The 18,032-nt window shown below is 36.0% G+C and carries 14 protein-coding genes; 8 read left to right on the top strand and 6 right to left on the bottom strand.

The genetic code is table 11. The annotated features are described in order from the left end of the window. Window positions 1-219: 219 nt before the first annotated feature. From ACIEHO_RS04375 to recR, 4 genes are all read right to left on the bottom strand, one after another. Window positions 220-996 carry an exonuclease domain-containing protein gene (locus ACIEHO_RS04375; RefSeq protein ID WP_406969045.1) on the bottom strand — a complete coding sequence of 259 codons (777 nt, stop codon included), beginning with the start codon at window positions 994-996 and terminating at the stop codon, window positions 220-222. 74 nt (window positions 997-1,070) lie between these two features. Then, a complete protein-coding gene (locus tag ACIEHO_RS04370; RefSeq protein WP_406969043.1) occupies window positions 1,071-2,402 on the bottom strand; it encodes a dihydrolipoamide acetyltransferase family protein in 1,332 nt (443 codons plus the stop codon). Window positions 2,403-2,487: 85 nt separating this feature from the next. Next, window positions 2,488-3,591 carry a glycosyltransferase family 2 protein gene (locus ACIEHO_RS04365; protein ID WP_406969041.1) on the bottom strand — a complete coding sequence of 368 codons (1,104 nt, stop codon included), beginning with the start codon at window positions 3,589-3,591 and terminating at the stop codon, window positions 2,488-2,490. Between the two features lie 66 nt (window positions 3,592-3,657). Continuing rightward, a complete protein-coding gene (gene recR / locus ACIEHO_RS04360) occupies window positions 3,658-4,275 on the bottom strand; it encodes a recombination mediator RecR (RefSeq protein ID WP_406969039.1) in 618 nt (205 codons plus the stop codon). A gap of 267 nt (window positions 4,276-4,542) precedes the next feature. Here recR and ACIEHO_RS04355 point away from each other — a divergent pair, with 267 nt between their 5' ends. Continuing rightward, on the top strand, window positions 4,543-5,991 hold the full coding sequence (locus tag ACIEHO_RS04355) for a sodium:solute symporter (protein ID WP_406969037.1): 1,449 nt from the start codon (window positions 4,543-4,545) through the stop codon (window positions 5,989-5,991). Here ACIEHO_RS04355 and ACIEHO_RS04350 read toward each other — a convergent pair. Next, the gene (locus ACIEHO_RS04350; protein WP_406969035.1) at window positions 5,962-6,324 is read right to left on the bottom strand and encodes a CoA-binding protein; all 363 of its coding nucleotides are present in this window, start codon (window positions 6,322-6,324) and stop codon (window positions 5,962-5,964) included. The genes ACIEHO_RS04355 and ACIEHO_RS04350 overlap by 30 nt on opposite strands. 96 nt (window positions 6,325-6,420) lie before the next feature. Between ACIEHO_RS04350 and ACIEHO_RS04345 the strand changes: the two genes are divergently transcribed. After that, on the top strand, window positions 6,421-8,892 hold the full coding sequence (locus ACIEHO_RS04345; protein WP_406969033.1) for a TonB-dependent receptor domain-containing protein: 2,472 nt from the start codon (window positions 6,421-6,423) through the stop codon (window positions 8,890-8,892). Between the two features lie 441 nt (window positions 8,893-9,333). On the opposite strand, the gene ACIEHO_RS04340 is transcribed toward ACIEHO_RS04345, so the two are convergent. Further along, window positions 9,334-10,338 (bottom strand): 3-oxoacyl-ACP synthase III family protein, encoded by a 1,005-nt coding sequence (locus ACIEHO_RS04340; RefSeq protein ID WP_406969032.1) that lies wholly within the window; start codon window positions 10,336-10,338, stop codon window positions 9,334-9,336. Window positions 10,339-10,495: 157 nt separating this feature from the next. Here ACIEHO_RS04340 and ACIEHO_RS04335 point away from each other — a divergent pair, with 157 nt between their 5' ends. The 6 genes from ACIEHO_RS04335 (at window position 10,496) to ACIEHO_RS04310 (ending at window position 18,009) form a co-directional block, all read left to right on the top strand. Beyond that, window positions 10,496-12,928 (top strand): alpha/beta hydrolase family protein, encoded by a 2,433-nt coding sequence (locus ACIEHO_RS04335; protein ID WP_406969030.1) that lies wholly within the window; start codon window positions 10,496-10,498, stop codon window positions 12,926-12,928. 139 nt (window positions 12,929-13,067) lie between these two features. After that, a complete protein-coding gene (htpG, locus tag ACIEHO_RS04330; RefSeq protein WP_406969028.1) occupies window positions 13,068-14,981 on the top strand; it encodes a molecular chaperone HtpG in 1,914 nt (637 codons plus the stop codon). 199 nt (window positions 14,982-15,180) lie between these two features. Then, window positions 15,181-15,873 carry a DUF4377 domain-containing protein gene (locus ACIEHO_RS04325; protein ID WP_406969026.1) on the top strand — a complete coding sequence of 231 codons (693 nt, stop codon included), beginning with the start codon at window positions 15,181-15,183 and terminating at the stop codon, window positions 15,871-15,873. A gap of 42 nt (window positions 15,874-15,915) precedes the next feature. Continuing rightward, on the top strand, window positions 15,916-16,377 hold the full coding sequence (locus ACIEHO_RS04320; RefSeq protein WP_406969024.1) for an FKBP-type peptidyl-prolyl cis-trans isomerase: 462 nt from the start codon (window positions 15,916-15,918) through the stop codon (window positions 16,375-16,377). Between the two features lie 117 nt (window positions 16,378-16,494). Next, window positions 16,495-17,337, top strand: a complete 843-nt coding sequence (locus ACIEHO_RS04315; RefSeq protein WP_406969022.1) for a GIY-YIG nuclease family protein — start codon at window positions 16,495-16,497, stop codon at window positions 17,335-17,337. A 36-nt stretch (window positions 17,338-17,373) separates the two neighbouring features. Then, complete coding sequence (locus ACIEHO_RS04310) at window positions 17,374-18,009, top strand: MOSC domain-containing protein (protein ID WP_406969020.1); 636 nt, start codon at window positions 17,374-17,376, stop codon at window positions 18,007-18,009. The last annotated feature ends 23 nt before the right edge of the window (window positions 18,010-18,032 follow it).

Here is an 18,032-nt window from a genome sequence, read left to right as displayed (position 1 = left end):
GCTATAAAATCTATTTTAATTTGGGCGTTCCTCTCGCGATAGCTATCGGGAGGTCGGGCTTTTCGTTACAAGTTCTTGCTCCGTGCCTCCGCTGCGTGCTTTTCACTGAAATCCCTAACGCGGGTCAGTCCGCAGCGTTCAGTATTCAGCCTTGAGTAAACGGGTTCTCCGTAAACATAACAACTTCGTTCTTCCGCCTTCTAGCTTAAAACTCTTTACCTACCCCAACTTATTATTAAAATTTCTCAACTTGATAGCCGTTAACACCTTTTTTGTGTAAAGCGGAAAGTCGGCATTTAGCAACCAACCAAAGTATCCAGGCTCTTTCTCTAGTATTTCGGTCACTAATTTCCCTTTATGCTTTCCAAAAGAAAAACACTCTTCACCATTTTTGTTAAAAGCAATGAAACCGGCAAAATCGGCAAACTTTTTTCGTGAGCTAAACTCGGCCAAAAATTTGGTATTGTTTTCCAGTTCATCGTATTTTTCCAACTGTGCCTTAAGCACTTCAAAAGTTGCATTGGTATCGGCCTCGGCACTATGGGCACCATCTAAATTTTTATCACAATAAAACTTATAGGCTGCGCTCAAGGTGCGCTGTTCCATTTTATGGAAAATAGTCTGAACATCGATAGCTAATCGGTTTTTCATGTCAAAATCGATATCTGCTCTCAGCATTTCTTCTGCCAACAACGGAATATCAAACCGGTTGGAATTAAACCCGCCCAAATCGGAATCCTTTATCATATTATAGACTTCTTTGGCCAATTCTTTAAAGGTTGGCTCATTAGCTACTTTTTCGTCTGTAATACCATGTATGGCAGTAACCTCTTTTGGAATTGGCATTTCTGGATTGACCAACCACGTTTTGCTTTCTTCTGTTCCGTTGGGAAAAACTTTAAGAACCGAAATTTCTACAATACGGTCTTTGGTAATATTAACACCGGTTGTTTCTAAATCGAAAAAACAGATGGGTTTGGTGAGGTTTAATTGCATTTTTAAAATTTTCTCTATTGTATATAAAAAACCCAACCCTTGGTGTCTGGATTCTTCTGGCCTTTAAAAGCCATTTAAATTTCTCTATTAGTATCCCAAGCTTCTAAATAGTCTTTAACGGCCTTCACAAATAAGCCGCCAAGCGCTCCATTTACCACACGGTGGTCGTAAGAATGCGACAAGAACATTTTATAGCGAATACCAACAAAATCGCCTTCAGGTGTTTCTATTACCGCAGGTACTTTTCTAATGGCTCCTAAAGCCAATATTCCAACTTGTGGCTGGTTGATTATTGGTGTCCCCATAATGCTCCCAAACGAACCAACGTTAGTAACCGTATAAGTTCCACCTTGAATTTCATCTGGCTTTAATTGGTTAAGTCGGGCACGGTTGGCCAAATCGTTAACTTGTTTGGTCATGCCCACCAAGTTTAGCTGATCAGCGTTTTTTATAACGGGTACGATTAAATTGCCATCTGGTAGAGCAGCCGCCATACCGATATTGATATTTTTCTTTTTAATTACCGAATCACCCTGAACAGAAATATTCAGCATCGGGTAGTCGCGCAAAGCTTTCGCAACAACCTCCATAAAAATGGGCGTAAATGTTAGGTTTTCGCCTTCACGATTAAAAAATGCATCTTTTACTTTTTTCCGCCAGTTCCAGATTTTGGTAACATCAGCTTCAATAAAACTCTGAACGTGCGCCGAGGTTTGAACCGATTCAATCATATGGTTCGCTACCAATTTCCCCATTCGCGTCATTTCAATAATTTCATCTTCCCCACTAGAAACAACAGGAGGCGCTAATTGTTTTGGCTTTTCTGAAACTACTTTCTTAACCTCTGGTGTTTGCTTTGGCTGGGCTTTGGTAGTTTGACTTTGTTGGATTTGATTTCCTCCTTTATTTTCAATGTAAGATAGAATATCATTTTTAGTAACACGACCATCCTTACCAGTCCCATTTATACCATCCAGTTCCTGTTGTGAAACACCTTCTTGTCTTGCTATATTTTTTACTAATGGTGAATAAAATCTTTCACTACTGGAAATTGCCGGCGCAACCGTTTCCTTAGCTTTTGTTATGGTTTGGGTAAGCTGTTCAGCAACTTCCTCTTCTTCAACTTCATTTTCATTGTTTTCTGACGAAACTGAATCGTCTTCACCATCAGTTTCAATTATGGCCAAGGTTTCTCCAACTTGAACCACATCATCTACATTAAAAAACTTTTCAATCAAAACGCCATCAACCTCACTAGGCACCTCACTATCAACCTTGTCTGTTGCTATTTCCAAAATAGGGTCATCCATTTCAATAGCGTCACCAACATCTTTAAGCCAGGATGTTATGGTTGCTTCCGCAACACTTTCTCCCATTTTTGGTAATTTCAGTTCAAATTTTGCCATATCTACAACGTAATAGCTTTTTTGTTTAATTTATTTTTCAAAATTACTAAAAAACTATGTTTCTTTTAAATTATCATCAATAAAACTAATCCAACTCAATAACTTCACCACGGCTGTAACCATCATCACTTCCAACCATAAAATTTGAATCGTTAGGCAGGATTTTATAAGTAAGTGATTTATTATTCAAGAAATTATTCTCCATGGTTTTAATAATTTCTTTATATGCTAAGTGGTTTGCATCAAAAATAACTTCTGTGCCATTTTTGAAATCAAACCCAAGTGTCTTTAAACTAGGCAGAATAGGTAAGTTTTCTTCTATTCTGTTATCCATTTTGTCAGAAACAAAAGCATAAACATTTACATTTTTTTCTTTTTCTGATTTTACTTTCCTGAAAAAATAAGCCATTTTAATCCCTAGCCACACGAACAAGTCAAATAAAATATTCCTCTTAAAATGCTTGGAATAAAATATTTGCATGGCGCCGAAAAATCTTTTGGCATACCATTTATCCTTCAGCGTACTTTCACCTTTAAAATGAATAGCGCTTAATTCGCCGAAGTAGTAATTGTCATAACCCAATTTTAAAATTCTATACGACAAATCAATATCTTCACCGTACATGAAATAATCTTCGTCAAAACCGCGTACTTCGTTATAAACATCGCGCTTTAAAAACATAAAAGCGCCCACTAAAACATCTACTTTCCCAACTTCATTCTCTTTCAAGTGATTAGCATAATACTCAGCCGAATTGCCCAATATTTTTTTTACCGCTATCTTTAAGTAAGGAATATTACGCTTACTTTCCGGTAAAAACACCCCACCACCATTAATGAGCTTACAGCCTACTAAGCCCATTTTTGATTTGGACTCTACAAACTCCAACAATCTTTCAAATGTATCTTCCGCCACCATAGTATCTGGATTCAAAACACATAGATACTCTCCTATGGCTTGGGCTACGCCAACATTATTTCCTTTTGAAAACCCTAAATTCTCCTTGTTTTCAATGAGATTAACCTCTGGAAAAAACGCTTTTACCATTTGGCAACTGTCGTCTACAGAATTATTATCCACTACAATAATTTCAGCTTCAATATTTGAAATAGCTGAACTGACACTTCTCAAGCACAACTCAAGAAAATGGCGAACATTATAGTTTAAAATGACAATTGAAAGTTTCAAAAAGAAAGTTTTAAAAGAGGTTTAGATTAAATTTAGTTTTCTTAGTTATTAAATTGGTTTATTTTGTCATGATTTCAATGATGCCTCAAAAGGCACACGATTAACAATACTTCTTCCCAAGGTTATTTCATCAGCATATTCCAACTCATCGCCTACCGAAATCCCTCTTGCAATAGTTGTTGTAAACACATCACATCCTTGGATTTGCTTGTAAATATAAAAGTTAGTGGTATCGCCTTCCATGGTTGAACTCAGAGCAAAAATAAGCTCCTTAATTCCCCCAGACTTTACCTTGTTTACTAAAGGTTCAATATTTAAATCGTGCGGACCAATACCGTCCATGGGCGAAATCTTTCCACCCAATACATGATAAATCCCCTTAAAAGAACTAGTGTTTTCAATAGCCATAACATCTCGTATGTCTTCAACCACGCAAATGATTTCTTTATTACGGTTAGGGTTAGCGCATATTTCGCACAACTCTACATCACTAATATTATAGCACGACTTACAAAACTTTATATTCTGGCGCATGGTTTTTAAGGCATCGGCCAAAGCCGTGGTTTGTTCCTTGGGCTGCCTTAACATATGCAATACCAAACGTAAAGCCGTTCGTTTACCTATACCAGGCAATTGCGACATTTCGTTAACGGCACGTTCTAAAAGTTTTGAAGAAAATTCCATGATCGCGAATTTAACACTTTTTGACGCAAATTCAATAGATAAAAGGATTTCTTGACCCTATGTTCACCGAGTAAAATCATGGCATTATTAGTGGTAATTAAGTAACCTGTTAAGTGCGTAAATTAAAATTCTTTTATCTGATTTCCGTTTTCGCGGAAAAACAATTTCAACCGAAACCCGAGGCTTGGCGTCGGGAGATTCTTTTCAATTAAATAGCTTTGAAGGCTTAACATATTTTGTATTTTGGCTGATTAAATATAAGATTTTATGTCGGCCACTCAAATACTTTTGCTCATTGCTGCCTATTTCGCAGTTTTAATTTTGATATCCTATTTTACTGGAAAGGAAGACAGTAACGATGCTTTTTTTAAAGCCAACAAATCTGCACCTTGGTATCTGGTCGCCTTCGGAATGATAGGCGCATCACTATCTGGAGTTACCTTTATCTCTGTTCCGGGTGCCGTTGAAACCAAACAATTTGGCTATTTGCAAGTGGTTTTTGGGTATTTTTTCGGGTATTTGGTTATCGCCTACGTGCTGCTACCTATCTACTACAAGCTTAATTTAACCTCAATTTATACCTATTTAAAAGACCGTTTTGGCAATGTAAGCTACAAAACGGGATCCGTTGCTTTTTTAATTTCTAGAATCGTTGGCGCTTCATTTAGACTTTTTTTGGTAGCAAAAGTTCTGCAGCTTTTAATATTCGACCAATATGGCATTCCGTTTACGGTTACCGTGATTATAACCATACTTTTAATTTGGCTATATACATTTAAAGGTGGTATAAAAACTATCATTTTTACCGATACACTACAAACGCTTTTTATGTTGATTTCAGTAGTAGTTACCATCATATTTCTTGCCAATGCATTGGACTTGAACAGTATTTCTGAAATTTACCATAACGTGAAACAAGACAGCATGAGTAAAGTGTTTTTCTTGGGAGACGTTAATGATGCCCAATATTTTGTAAAAAGTTTTCTTGCCGGTATGTTTATTACCATTACCATGACAGGGCTGGATCAAGATATGATGCAAAAAAACCTAACCTGCAAAAACCTAAAGGAAGCTCAAAAAAACATGGTGTCGTTTAGTGTAGTTTTGATTTTTGTAAATATTCTTTTTCTCGTTTTAGGACTGTTATTAACACAGTATGCTAATCAACATGGCATTACTGCCAAGAAAGACGATTTGTTCCCTACTATTGCCATGCTACCTGAAATTGGCATTATGACTTCGGCTTTTTTTCTATTAGGTCTGATTGCGGCTGCTTATTCGAGCGCAGATTCAGCATTAACGTCTTTAACCACTTCTTTTTGTATTGATATCATTGAACTGGATAAAAAACCTAAGGAAATTCGGAAAAAAATCAGAAAGCGAACCCACGTTTTTATTAGCATCTTATTGGTTATAGTCATCATTCTTTTTGATGCTATTTTTAAAGATGTATCGGTTATTTGGGAATTATTCAAGGCAGCCGGTTACACTTATGGACCCCTATTAGGATTATTCGCTTTTGGAATTTTCACCAAACAACAGCTAAAAGACAAATACGTTTGGATAATTGCCATTGTTGCACCAATACTTTCTTATTTGATAAATGAATATTCGGTTGATTTATTAAACGGTTACCAAATAGGTTTTGAAATCCTCATTATCAATGGCCTGCTAACATTTCTGGGGCTAATATTGATTCGTAGAAAGCAGCACTAAAGTACAAGCTGCTTCAAAAGGAATATTGTTTTCTTTCAAAATTTTATAAAGTTCAGGGTTTTCAGTTCCTGGATTAAAAATGACACGCTTGGGTTTTAGCGAAACTATATATACGTAGTAATCACGCTGTCTTTTCGGATTTAAATATAGCGTAACGGTATGAATTTCTTCATAAGCAACTGGTTCCGTATCAATTCTCACACCAGATACTTCTCCTTTCCTTTGCCCTATTGCCACGACTTCAACTTGATTTGCCAGCAATCGCTGAATGGCATAATTAGAATATCTATTTGGTTTTAATGAGGCACCCAATACCAAGGTTTTATAACTCATATGTTAAAATGTTGTTAATTGCTTCTAAATATAGTAACAAGAATTAAAACTCTGCGTCTACTTTATAATCATCAATCAAAAAATCAATCAAATCACATGAAAAGAGTTATCTTTTTGTGCCTGTTATTATTATCAATCTCAGTTAAGGCACACACCAAAATCCCCGATCCTGAAAATGCAAAAACAGGTTCCGTTTCAGGAACTGTCTTAGACGCCATTTTAAAACAACCCTTACCATACGTAAACGTTATTATAAAAAATTCTTCGGGAAAAACCATTACCGGCGGCATTACTTCTGAAGATGGTAAATTTCTAATAGAAAAAATTGAAGAAGGTAATCTGGTAGTGAGTATTCAATATATAGGCTACAAAACCATAAATAAAAATATCACCATAGGAAAAGGCAATTACAAGACAGAATTAGGTCAAATTTTTCTTGAAGAAGAAGCTGAAGGTTTAGACGAAGTTACCGTTATTGCCGAAACCTCAACCATTCAACAAAAAGTAGATAGAAAAGTCATTACTATTGGCAAAGATTTAGCCGCCACAGGGAGCGCATCAGAGCTCATGATTGGCATTCCGTCCGTTAGTGTTGATGCACAATCGGGAGATATAAGCTTACGCGGAAACCAAAATGTTAGGGTTATGGTTGACGGAAAACTTTCTAATATTCCTACGGCACAACTGCTAAAACAAATTCCGTCAACAGCCATAAAATCTATTGAGCTTATAACCAACCCTTCGGCAAAATATAACCCTGAAGGCATGAGTGGTATCATCAATATTGTTCTGCACAAAAACACGATGCAGGGCTTTAATGGCGATTTCAGTATTGGGCTAACGCACGAAATTGAAGCTAAATTTAATAGTGCTCTGAACATGAATTACAGAAATGGAAAATTCAATTTTTACGGCAGCTACAGCAACAACATAGCAAAAAACAGAAACCGCGGATTAATAAGGCGACCTGAAAACAACTCTGAGCAAATGTTTAAATTTTTAGAAAAAAGGAACTCTCATTTGTTTAAGGTAGGTATGGATTTTTATTTGGATGAGAAAAACACATTCTCAGTTTTCACTACACAAAATCCTTCAGTAAATAGTACAACTGGCGAAACGGATGCTGTTTTTTATAATGATACATCATTTAACCAAAGCCAGCTTTTTTTATCAGAAAGCGACAACAGCTCATCACAATACAATTTTGACTACAAACGCGATTTTTCCAAAGACGGCCACAACATTGAATTGGAGGTTGATTATAACGACTTTGACGATAACAGGCCAGCAGATTTCATTTTCCTTTTAGGTTCTAATAAAAACTACAAAGATTTCAATGATACCAAAAGAAAAAGCACTACCATAAATCTAGATTATGTAAATCCCCTTACAGATACTTCAAAATTAGAATTAGGACTACAAACACGTTTGTTCAATTCTGATATTGCGTATGCATCAACTGGAGAGTCTTTTAATAGCCAAGGCGTATTAAGACTTACTCCTAGCACAAATTTTGATTATACTCGTTATATTTACTCCATTTACGCCACGTTCAGAAAAGAAATTGGAAAATGGTCGTACCAAGTTGGTGCCCGTGCTGAAAATGTAAATGAAGACGCTGTGGCGCTTTCCTCTGAAGCAGAAAGCACTGAAACTTTTAAAAATAATTATATTCAAGTTTATCCATCTGCCTTTATAACCTACTCCCCTTCTGAAAAGAATTCATACCAGTTAAGTTATAGCCGACGGGTGGACCGCCCAGGAATTGGGCAAGTTAACCCGATAAAAGAATGGAGCACACCCCTAGTGTCGTCGTATGGAAACATTAACCTAAGACCACAGTTTACTAATTCTATTGAAACCAATTACACTCGCACTTTGAATAACAGAAAAGGCACGGTAACTGCCGGCATTTTTTATAGAAGAATTAGCGACGATATTAACAGAGCCTTGTTTATTGACCGTACCGATGTTAATTCAGGGCGTGTTATCTTAACACACGATAATTTTGATGACGTTTCTGCATACGGTTTTGAACTTTCTTCAAACTATCGACCAACAAAATGGTGGAACATTAATTCCAGTTTCGACTTATACTCCCAAGTAAATAAAGGTATTGCTGAAAACCTTACTGCTCCCATTGAAACCGCTACAGTTAATGATATAGAAACCAAAGTAGATGAAGTTGATAACGTAGCTTGGAATTTTAGGATGTACAATAATTTCAGTTTTAGCAAAAGCATTTCGTTAACTGCATTTGGCTTTTATCAAGGAAAAAATAAAGGTTTACAATTTGAAAGAAAGCCCATGTATTTTGTAAACTTAGGCGCCCGTATTGGGTTTGATAAAGGCAAAGGCACATTGAGTTTTAATTACAATGATATTTTCGACACCATGGAATTTGCTTTTAACGGTTCAAAACCATTTGTGCAAGTTGGAGCTTTTAACTGGGAAAGCAATACTTGGAATGTTGGATTATCATATAGATTTGGAGGTGGTAAGTTTAGAGCAAAATCCCGTAAACAAAGAGATGACAACGTAGAATCTGGCGGTGGCGGATTTCTATAGGGTATAAACGTAAGAAAACGTTATTACGAGAAATTTAATTTCGAAGTAATCCCACAATCAATAAGTCGAATTTTAAAGATTCCTTCACTTCAAAATAAATCAACAAAAATTCACAGCTTACACAATAAAAACCAATTACTTACGTTAACAACGCATACAATCTAGCCAAAAAACGAATAATAATTATTTAGAGTTAGTCATCTACACATTTTTCAAATTCGTATTCAAAGATTAGTATAATAAAGCTCGAAGCGCAAGTCTCGAGCTTTTATTTCTGTTAAAAAACGTTAAATATCAACATGTTATGCAATAATTTTGACTTTTTTACGTCTAACAGTTTAAGATTCTTCACATTAGTGTTAGTTGAAGTTGATTAATAGCTAGAGAACCCCAAAATTCAAAAGTTTTTGGGGTTTTCGATTTTTTAATGATAAACACCTGTTAGCTCCACTTTATTATGGCACTGGCCCAAGTGAAACCGCTACCAAAAGCGGCAAGAACTACATTGTCACCAGATTTAATTTTACCCTCTTCCCACGCTTCGGTAAGTGCAATAATTACCGATGCCGCGGTAGTGTTACCATATTTCATAATATTATTGAATACTTGGTCATCTTTAAGTCCAAATTTTTTCTGAATAAACTGTGCAATTCTTAAATTGGCTTGGTGAGGAATAAGCATATCAATATCGTCCTTTTGCAACCCATTTTTCTTCAGGCCTTCAACAATCACTTCACTAAAACGAACCACGGCATGTTTAAATACAAATGTTCCATCCATATACGGGAAATAAGAAGTATCCTCAGGGTTTTCTAAAATTTCAGGTACCCAATGTGCAATGCTTGGTCCTTCAACCATCAATTTATCGGCATATTTCCCTTCACTGTGCAAATGTGTAGACAAAATACCTTTGGCATTATCTTCTTCTCTTGAAAGCACACATGCCCCAGCACCATCACCAAATATAACCGTAACACCCCTACCACGGGTTGTTTTATCCAAACCGTTACTGTGGTATTCTGCACCAATTACAAGTACATTTTTATACATGCCCGTTTTTATAAATTGGTCGGCTACAGAAATGGCATAAACGAATCCAGAACATTGGTTACGAACATCTAAGGCACCAACTGTTGGCATATCAAGTAGATCCTGAACTTGGACACCACAGCCAGGAAAATAATAATCTGGGCTCAAGGTAGCAAAAACAATAAAATCAATGTCATCTTTGGTCAATCCCGAGCGTTCAATGGCTATTCTTGCCGCTTTAGCGCCCATAACAGCCGAGGTATCTTTACTCCCTTTTTCAATCCACCGGCGTTCCTTTATACCTGTCCGCTCTTGTATCCATTCGTCGTTGGTATCTATCAACTTGGACAAATCATGATTAGTTACGACGTTATCAGGCAAATACTTGCCTAAACCTATAATTTTAGAATTATACATATTAAACTCACCTTTTTTTGTGTATACAAGATAACCATATTTAATAAAATCAAAAAACAACATCATTTAAAAAGAGTAAATTGAGCTATTTAACTTTCCTTTAGTAACTATTGCTTTTATATTTATATAAATTTAGCTACATTAAAAAGTCAATAAAATGAAAAAAATATTTCTTTTTGGCTTTCTGTTGAGTGCTATGTTCCTGCCTTCACAGGAAAATTTAACTTACCAAAAGCCTTCCAATGAAATTTTAGAACTGGCTGAAGCGCCACTAGCACCATCAATAAGGATTGACAGTGATGGGAAAAACATTGTGTTTTTATACCGCAGTAAATTTAAAAGTATTGAAACCCTATCAGAAAAGGAAATGAGACTGGGGGGCCTTAGAATCAATCCAAAAACCAATATAAATAGCAGGCAACGTTATTACAACAATATAAAAGTGCGATTGGGGCGAAAAGGAAATGAAACAAATGTTTCTGGTTTACCAGACAATCCACGATTGGCCAATTTCTCTTGGTCGCCCAACCAAAAAATGATGGCTTTTACCAATACTACGCTAAATGGTGTAGAACTTTGGATATTAAACATTGAATTAAAATCAGTGAAAAAAATCACAGTTGATAACCTTAATGCCAATACTGCAATCCCCTTTTACTGGTTTAAAGACAATAATTCATTACTTATAAAAACCCTTTCGAAAGACAGAAAAGAGCTTATTGACACGAAAACTGCTGTACCGGTTGGGCCAACTATTTCAATAAGTGAAGCTGGAAAAAAAGCGCAAAATAGAACTTATCAAGATTTATTAAAAAACAAAACCGACGAGCATAATTTTGAACAATTGGTACTCTCAGAATTGCAAAAAGTAGATTTAGATGGAAATTTAACGCCTTGGATGAAAAGCGATTTGTACAGCAACGTTTCATTTTCACCAGATGGAAATTATATTATGGTTACCACCATTGAAAAACCGTTTTCCTATTTGGTGCCTTATTCAAGATTTCCTTCAAAAACCAATATATACAATACGAACAGCGACTTAGTAAATGCATTTTTAGAAGTGCCTCTAATTGAAGATTTACCTAAAGGCTTCATGTCTGTTAGAAAAGGAAAGCGGGCTGTATCTTGGCGCGACGATAAACCCGCTACCCTAGTTTGGACTGAAGCTTTGGACCAAGGTGATGCCGAAAAAGAAGTACCATTTAGAGATGAAATATTTCAATTAGAAGCACCTTTTAACGGAAAACCCGAAGCTTTGTTTAAAACTATCAATCGCTTTTACGAAATCCAATGGGGCAATGAAACAACGGCAATTGCCTACGATTATTGGTGGAATACGAGGAACCTAAAAACATATTTATTTAACCCTTCGGACAGCGAAAAAAAACCTGAAATTATTTCAGACAGAAACTACCAAGATGTTTACAACGACCCAGGACGTTTTGTTACCGAAAGAAACGAGTTTGGTCGTTATACTTTAGACATCATTAAAAACAACGCCTATTTAATTGGTGATGGCTATAGTGCCACGGGGAAGTTCCCTTTTGTTGACCAAATGAATTTAAATACCAAACAAATTTCTCGATTGTATCAATCAGCCTTAACCGATAAACTTGAAGATATTTCAATGGCGTTGAATATGAAAAAAGGTGAAATATTGGTCAGAATAGAATCTAAAAACGAATTCCCCAATTATTATATTAAAAACATAAAGAAACGTATTGCTCCATTGCCATTAACTCAATTTAAAAATCCGTTTAAAAGCATACAAGACGTTCATAAAGAAATTATAAAATACAAACGTGATGATGGTTTAGAATTATCGGGCACACTCTATTTGCCTACCAATTATAAATCTGGTAAAAAATACCCAATGATTATGTGGGCATATCCCGAAGAGTTTAAAGATAAGAGTAGTGCTGGCCAAAACACAAAAAACTCTAATGAGTTTACCTACCCATGGTACGGCTCTCCAATTTATTGGGTTACCAAAGGTTATGTGGTTTTAGACGATGCCTCTTTCCCCATTGTGGGCGAAGGTGACGAAGAACCTAACGACACTTTTATAAAACAACTGGTTTCTAACGCTAAAGCAGGCATTGATGCCGTCGATAATTTGGGCTATATAGACAGAAACAAAGTTGCTGTTGGTGGTCATTCGTATGGTGCATTTATGACAGCAAACTTACTTTCTCACTCCAATTTATTTGCCGCAGGCGTAGCTAGAAGCGGCGCCTATAATCGCACGCTAACGCCGTTTGGATTTCAAAGTGAAGAACGAAATTACTGGGAAGCTCCAGGGGTTTATTACAACATGTCTCCTTTTATGCATGCAGATACCATGAAAACACCACTTCTTTTAATTCATGGTGCGGCCGATAACAATTCTGGAACTTACCCCCTACAAAGTGAGCGCTATTTTAATGCCTTAAAAGGTTTGGGCGCCCCGGTTAGGTTGGTAATGTTACCAAATGAAAGTCATGGATATGCCGCAAAAGAATCCGTATTGCACATGCTTTGGGAACAGGATCAATGGTTTAAAAAGTATTTAAAAAATACGGAAAGCAAAGATTCAGACACAGATTAAACCATCTTACAAATTAATTTCAAAAGCCATTTTTTAAACAGAATGGCTTTTTTAATGCCACTTTGTCATTTTTCCTAAATTGGCATTTTTGTTGCCCTATCACGACCGTATCATAAACAATAATAAAACATTATAAATCATGACAAAAGGAAACATTAATGTATCGGTAGAGAATATCTTTCCACTCATTAAAAAATTCTTGTACAGCGATCACGAAATCTTTTTACGTGAGCTAATCAGTAACGCTACAGATGCCACGCTTAAACTAAAACACTTAACCAGTATTGGGGAAGCTAAAGTTGAATACGGCAATCCCAAAATTGAAGTTAAAGTAGATAAGGAAGGCAAAAAACTGCATATTATAGATCAAGGTGTTGGTATGACTGCCGAAGAGGTTGAAAAATACATCAACCAAATTGCATTCTCCGGTGCCGAAGAGTTTCTGGATAAATATAAAGACTCAGGAAAAGACACGGGTATTATTGGGCATTTCGGATTAGGTTTCTATTCCGCATTTATGGTGGCCGATAAGGTTGAAATCATTACCAAATCTTATAAAGGCGAACCAGCTGCCCATTGGTCATGCGATGGCTCACCAGAATTCTCTTTAGAAACTGCCGAAAAAACTGAAAGAGGAACAGAAATCATTTTACATATTTCGGAAGATGAAAAGGATTTCCTTGAAGAGACCAAAATCCGTGAACTTTTATTAAAGTATAATAAGTTTATGCCTATTCCAATTAAATTCGGAACCAAGGAAATAAACGACCCAGAACACGAGCCAGCAACCATTACCGATAAAGACGGTAAGGAAACCAAAGAACCGCACAAGAAAATAACGGTTGATGATATCATTAACAACCCAAACCCGGCATGGACCAAGCAACCTACCGATTTAAAAGATGAAGATTACAGCAGCTTTTACCGTGAGTTGTATCCCATGCAGTTTGAAGAGCCCTTATTCAACATTCACTTAAATGTTGATTATCCGTTCAACCTAACAGGTATTTTGTATTTCCCTAAGCTGTCTAACGACATGCAAATACAAAAGGATAAAATTCAATTGTACCAAAATCAGGTTTTTGTAACCGATAATGTGGAAGGCATTGTTCCTGAATTTTTAACCATGTTGCGCGGTGTAATTGATTCGCCAGACATTCCGTTGAACGTTTCACGTTCGTACTTACAGGCTGATGGTGCGGTTAAGAAAATTTCATCTTACATCACCCGAAAAGTGGCCGATAAACTTAAATCACTTTTCAACAACAATCGTGAGGATTTTGAAGCCAAATGGGACGACATTAAAATCGTTATTGAATATGGTATGCTTTCCGAAGAAAAATTCTTTGAAAAAGCGGATGCTTTTGCTCTATACCCGTCAGTTGATGGTAAATACTACACTTATGACGAACTATACAATAAAATAAAAGCGAAACAGACCGATAAGGATGATAAATTAGTTATTCTTTATGCTTCTGATAAGGATGCGCAACATAGTTACATTGAAGCGGCCAAAGCAAAAGATTACGAGGTATTGTTATTAGATTCGCCAATTGTATCGCATCTTATTCAAAAACTTGAAAGCAGCAAGGAAAATATTTCGTTTGCACGTGTTGATGGTGACCATATTGATAATTTAATCAAGAAAGACGAAAACACCATTTCAAAACTTGATGACGACCAAAAGAAAACCTTGGACGAGCTGTTGAAAGAAGTGATTCCTTCTGAAAAATTCATGGTGCAGTTAGAGGCTATGGACAGCAATACCAATCCGTTTATTATTACGCAACCTGAATTTATGCGCCGTATGAAGGAAATGCAACAAACCGGTGGTGGCGGTGGCATGTTTGGCATGGGCAATATGCCAGAAATGTACAACTTGGTGGTAAACACAAACCACGAATTGGTAAGTGAAATTTTAAACACTAAAACCAAAAAGAAACAAGAACGTTTAATAAACCAAAGTTTGGATTTGGCACGCCTATCACAAGGCTTATTGAAAGGTGAAGAGCTCACTAACTTTATTAAGCGCAGCTACGATATGATAAAATAGAACGTCATTGAGAGAAAGCAGTCTGCACTGAGCGCACTCGAAGTGCGGCAATCTCACTATATACAATCTATTTAATTTTAAGACTAAAAACCACTTTGCTAAAAACAAAGTGGTTTTTTTGTCAGAATCATTTTTTATGATAATCTTAACGCAACCAAACAATGAATTAATCATCTATGATAAAACCTAAAATTATAATATGAAAATTATCAAATCGCTATCTATACTATTTATCGCCGTCTTAATAACCGTATCGTGCAATTCTGAAAATACCGTAAAAACAGCAACCTATTGGGTTAATAGTTTTAAAACCGAATGCGACGCCGGAGCTGGAAAAGCGCAATGTCTTCTAGTATTTAACGGAGAGGGCTTAAACAATGAAAACTGGAATCTTTTTTATGCCGTCATCGAAGGTTTTAAATTTGAGCCAGGGTATATTCAGAAAATTGAAGTTAAAGAAACACAACTTGACCCCAAAGATGTTCAAGCCGATGCGTCTTCCATAAAATACGAACTCGTTAAAGTTTTAGAAAAAATGCAAGACAAGAAAATATTGCTCAATGATGTTTGGGCGGCGACACATATTAACGCAGAAGAAATCAACACCGATGACGCTAATCGCACGCCTACTTTAGAAATCAATTTATCAAAAATGCAAGTATTTGGTTCAGACGGGTGCAATAACTATTGTGGAAGTATTAAAAGTTTAGATTCTAACAAAATTGTTTTTGGCCCATTGGCATCAACACGCAAAATGTGCCTTGATATGACATTTCCAGACCAATTTAATCAAGCCATTACTCAAACTGCAAGTTACAAACAAGAACAATTAGCGCTTTATTTATACAATGAAGCGGGCCAGGAGCTCCTACGCTTAAAAAAAGTAGATTAAGCTAATATGAAGTATTCTATAACAAACCCTAAACTAAAACCAATGAAACACCTTTTAATAGCTGCCCTAAGTATTTTTATTCTTGCATCTTGCTCTAATGACGACGACAGAACACAAGTAGATTATTCGGCGCAAAACGATGCTGATATACAAACATATATTGAAGAAAATGATTTAAACGCCACCAAAACCGAATCTGGTCTTTATTACGTTATCGACGAACAAGGCGAAGGCGCACAGCCCACCGTAAATAGCGATGTGAACTTAGCCTACAAAGGCTATTTCTTAAACGGAGCCGTATTTGACCAAAGTGATGCCGAAGGCATTACATTTAATTTGCGACAAGTTATTGGCGGATGGACCGAAGGTATTACCTATTTTAACGAAGGTGGCAGTGGTACATTATTGGTTCCCGCCCATTTAGGATATGGCAGTTACAATTACAGAAGCATTCCCGGTGGTTCGGTATTGATTTTTGATATTGAATTGATTGCAGTTAATTAACCACAGCCATTAAACCATTAACTAAGCCACTTATTAACGAAGTGGCTTTTTTATGTTGCATAATTGAATTTGTGATAAATTTCGGGTATTTTCGTTTAAGCTTGAAAATAAATCTTAATGAATAGACCACAAACAATACAAATATTTCTACCAGATGGCTCGCCAAGAAGTGTAAAAATTGCAGAAATAACAAACAGAGTTGTAAAAGCAATTTTAGTTCCTAGAAATAAACTAGAATATGTATCATCTAGAAATGAACTAAACAATGTTGGAATATATTTTCTGTTTGGAGAATCTGTTGAAAAAGCAAAACCAATTGTTTATATTGGGGAAGCCGAAGATTGTCTAGACCGCCTAAAACAGCACAATAGATCGAAAGAGTTTTGGAATTATGTAGTTGTTATGATTTCTAAAATTAACGCATTTACAAAATCCCACGCAAAATACCTTGAACACATAGCTATCGACCAAGCCAGAGATTCAAATAGATATGAAACAGAAAATTTAACTGCACCTAGCAAACCATTTGTTACGGAATCAATGGAAGCTGATTTACTAGACAGCTTTGACACAATAAAAATTTTACTATCAACCCTAGGTTTTCCTGTATACGAAAAAGTCGGGAAAGAACAGACAACATCAAAGGAGCTATTAATTCTAAAAGGACGAAATATAAATGCTGAAGGAGATTTAATTGACGATGGGTTTGTAGTCTTTAAGGGTTCGCAAGTAAAAAAAGACACCGTTCCATCTTGTCATGAATATTTGATTAATTTAAGAAAAAAACTAATTCAAAACCAAATACTTGTTGAAAGAAATGGAAACTTCGAGTTTACGCAAGATTATGTTTTTAATTCTCCAAGCACAGCTGGAGGCGTTGTTCTGGGACGTTCAACCAACGGTTGGACTAAGTGGAAAAACAAGGAAGGGAAAACACTGGACGAACTAAAAAGAAAATAAAAATTGTAGTAGTTGATACAAAGAAACTAATACCCAATGCAAATCACCTCCACCAACATAGCAAAACCAGCCACCATCATCTGGAATGGCAAAAAAGTGGTTACTGGTATTTACAAAAAACCGACCACTACACCTATTTATTTGGGAAAAGATGATGTAAAACATGATGAAGTTACAGATAGAAAATACCATGGCGGTGAATTTAAGGCCTGCTATTTATTTTCTGAAAACCATTATTCCTACTGGAAAAACCTGTACCCAAATTTAGAATGGAATTGGGGCATGTTTGGTGAAAACCTAACAATTTCAGGCTTAGACGAAACCCAACTTTTTATTGGCGATATATACAAAGTTGGCGATGCACTCGTACAAATAACCCAACCGAGGGAACCTTGTTTTAAACTGGGTATAAAATTCGGATCTCAAAATATTCTTAAACAGTTTATTGAACATGGGTATTCTGGAACATATGTACGTGTATTAAAAGAAGGTTTTGTTAAAGCTGGTGATATTCTAGAGCTGGTAGAGCAAAATAGAAATAGTCTAAGCGTTTATCAATTCAATAGCTTGTTGTTTTCGCAAGAAAAAAACAAAAACCACCTAAAGTTAGCTATTGAAAACGAATCTATTCCTCTCAAAAAAAGGGAATGGCTTATTAATTTTTTAGATTAGACATTTTTATTTCTAATTCAAAA

The organism is Flavisericum labens (genome assembly GCF_045446075.1).
Classification (GTDB): Bacteria; Bacteroidota; Bacteroidia; order Flavobacteriales; family Flavobacteriaceae; genus Flavisericum; species Flavisericum labens.
This window is presented reverse-complemented; position numbering and strand designations above follow the sequence as displayed.

What these genes read in the sequence shown, in the direction of transcription:
- ACIEHO_RS04375 (WP_406969045.1), bottom strand. Translation starts at nt 996, where the DNA reads ATGCAATTAAACCTCACCAAACCCATCTGTTTTTTCGATTTAGAAACA.
- ACIEHO_RS04370 (WP_406969043.1), bottom strand. Translation starts at nt 2,402, where the DNA reads ATGGCAAAATTTGAACTGAAATTACCAAAAATGGGAGAAAGTGTTGCG.
- recR (WP_406969039.1), bottom strand. Translation starts at nt 4,275, where the DNA reads ATGGAATTTTCTTCAAAACTTTTAGAACGTGCCGTTAACGAAATGTCG.
- ACIEHO_RS04355 (WP_406969037.1), top strand. Translation starts at nt 4,543, where the DNA reads ATGTCGGCCACTCAAATACTTTTGCTCATTGCTGCCTATTTCGCAGTT.
- ACIEHO_RS04350 (WP_406969035.1), bottom strand. Translation starts at nt 6,324, where the DNA reads ATGAGTTATAAAACCTTGGTATTGGGTGCCTCATTAAAACCAAATAGA.
- ACIEHO_RS04345 (WP_406969033.1), top strand. Translation starts at nt 6,421, where the DNA reads ATGAAAAGAGTTATCTTTTTGTGCCTGTTATTATTATCAATCTCAGTT.
- ACIEHO_RS04340 (WP_406969032.1), bottom strand. Translation starts at nt 10,338, where the DNA reads ATGTATAATTCTAAAATTATAGGTTTAGGCAAGTATTTGCCTGATAAC.
- ACIEHO_RS04335 (WP_406969030.1), top strand. Translation starts at nt 10,496, where the DNA reads ATGAAAAAAATATTTCTTTTTGGCTTTCTGTTGAGTGCTATGTTCCTG.
- htpG (WP_406969028.1), top strand. Translation starts at nt 13,068, where the DNA reads ATGACAAAAGGAAACATTAATGTATCGGTAGAGAATATCTTTCCACTC.
- ACIEHO_RS04325 (WP_406969026.1), top strand. Translation starts at nt 15,181, where the DNA reads ATGAAAATTATCAAATCGCTATCTATACTATTTATCGCCGTCTTAATA.
- ACIEHO_RS04320 (WP_406969024.1), top strand. Translation starts at nt 15,916, where the DNA reads ATGAAACACCTTTTAATAGCTGCCCTAAGTATTTTTATTCTTGCATCT.
- ACIEHO_RS04315 (WP_406969022.1), top strand. Translation starts at nt 16,495, where the DNA reads ATGAATAGACCACAAACAATACAAATATTTCTACCAGATGGCTCGCCA.
- ACIEHO_RS04310 (WP_406969020.1), top strand. Translation starts at nt 17,374, where the DNA reads ATGCAAATCACCTCCACCAACATAGCAAAACCAGCCACCATCATCTGG.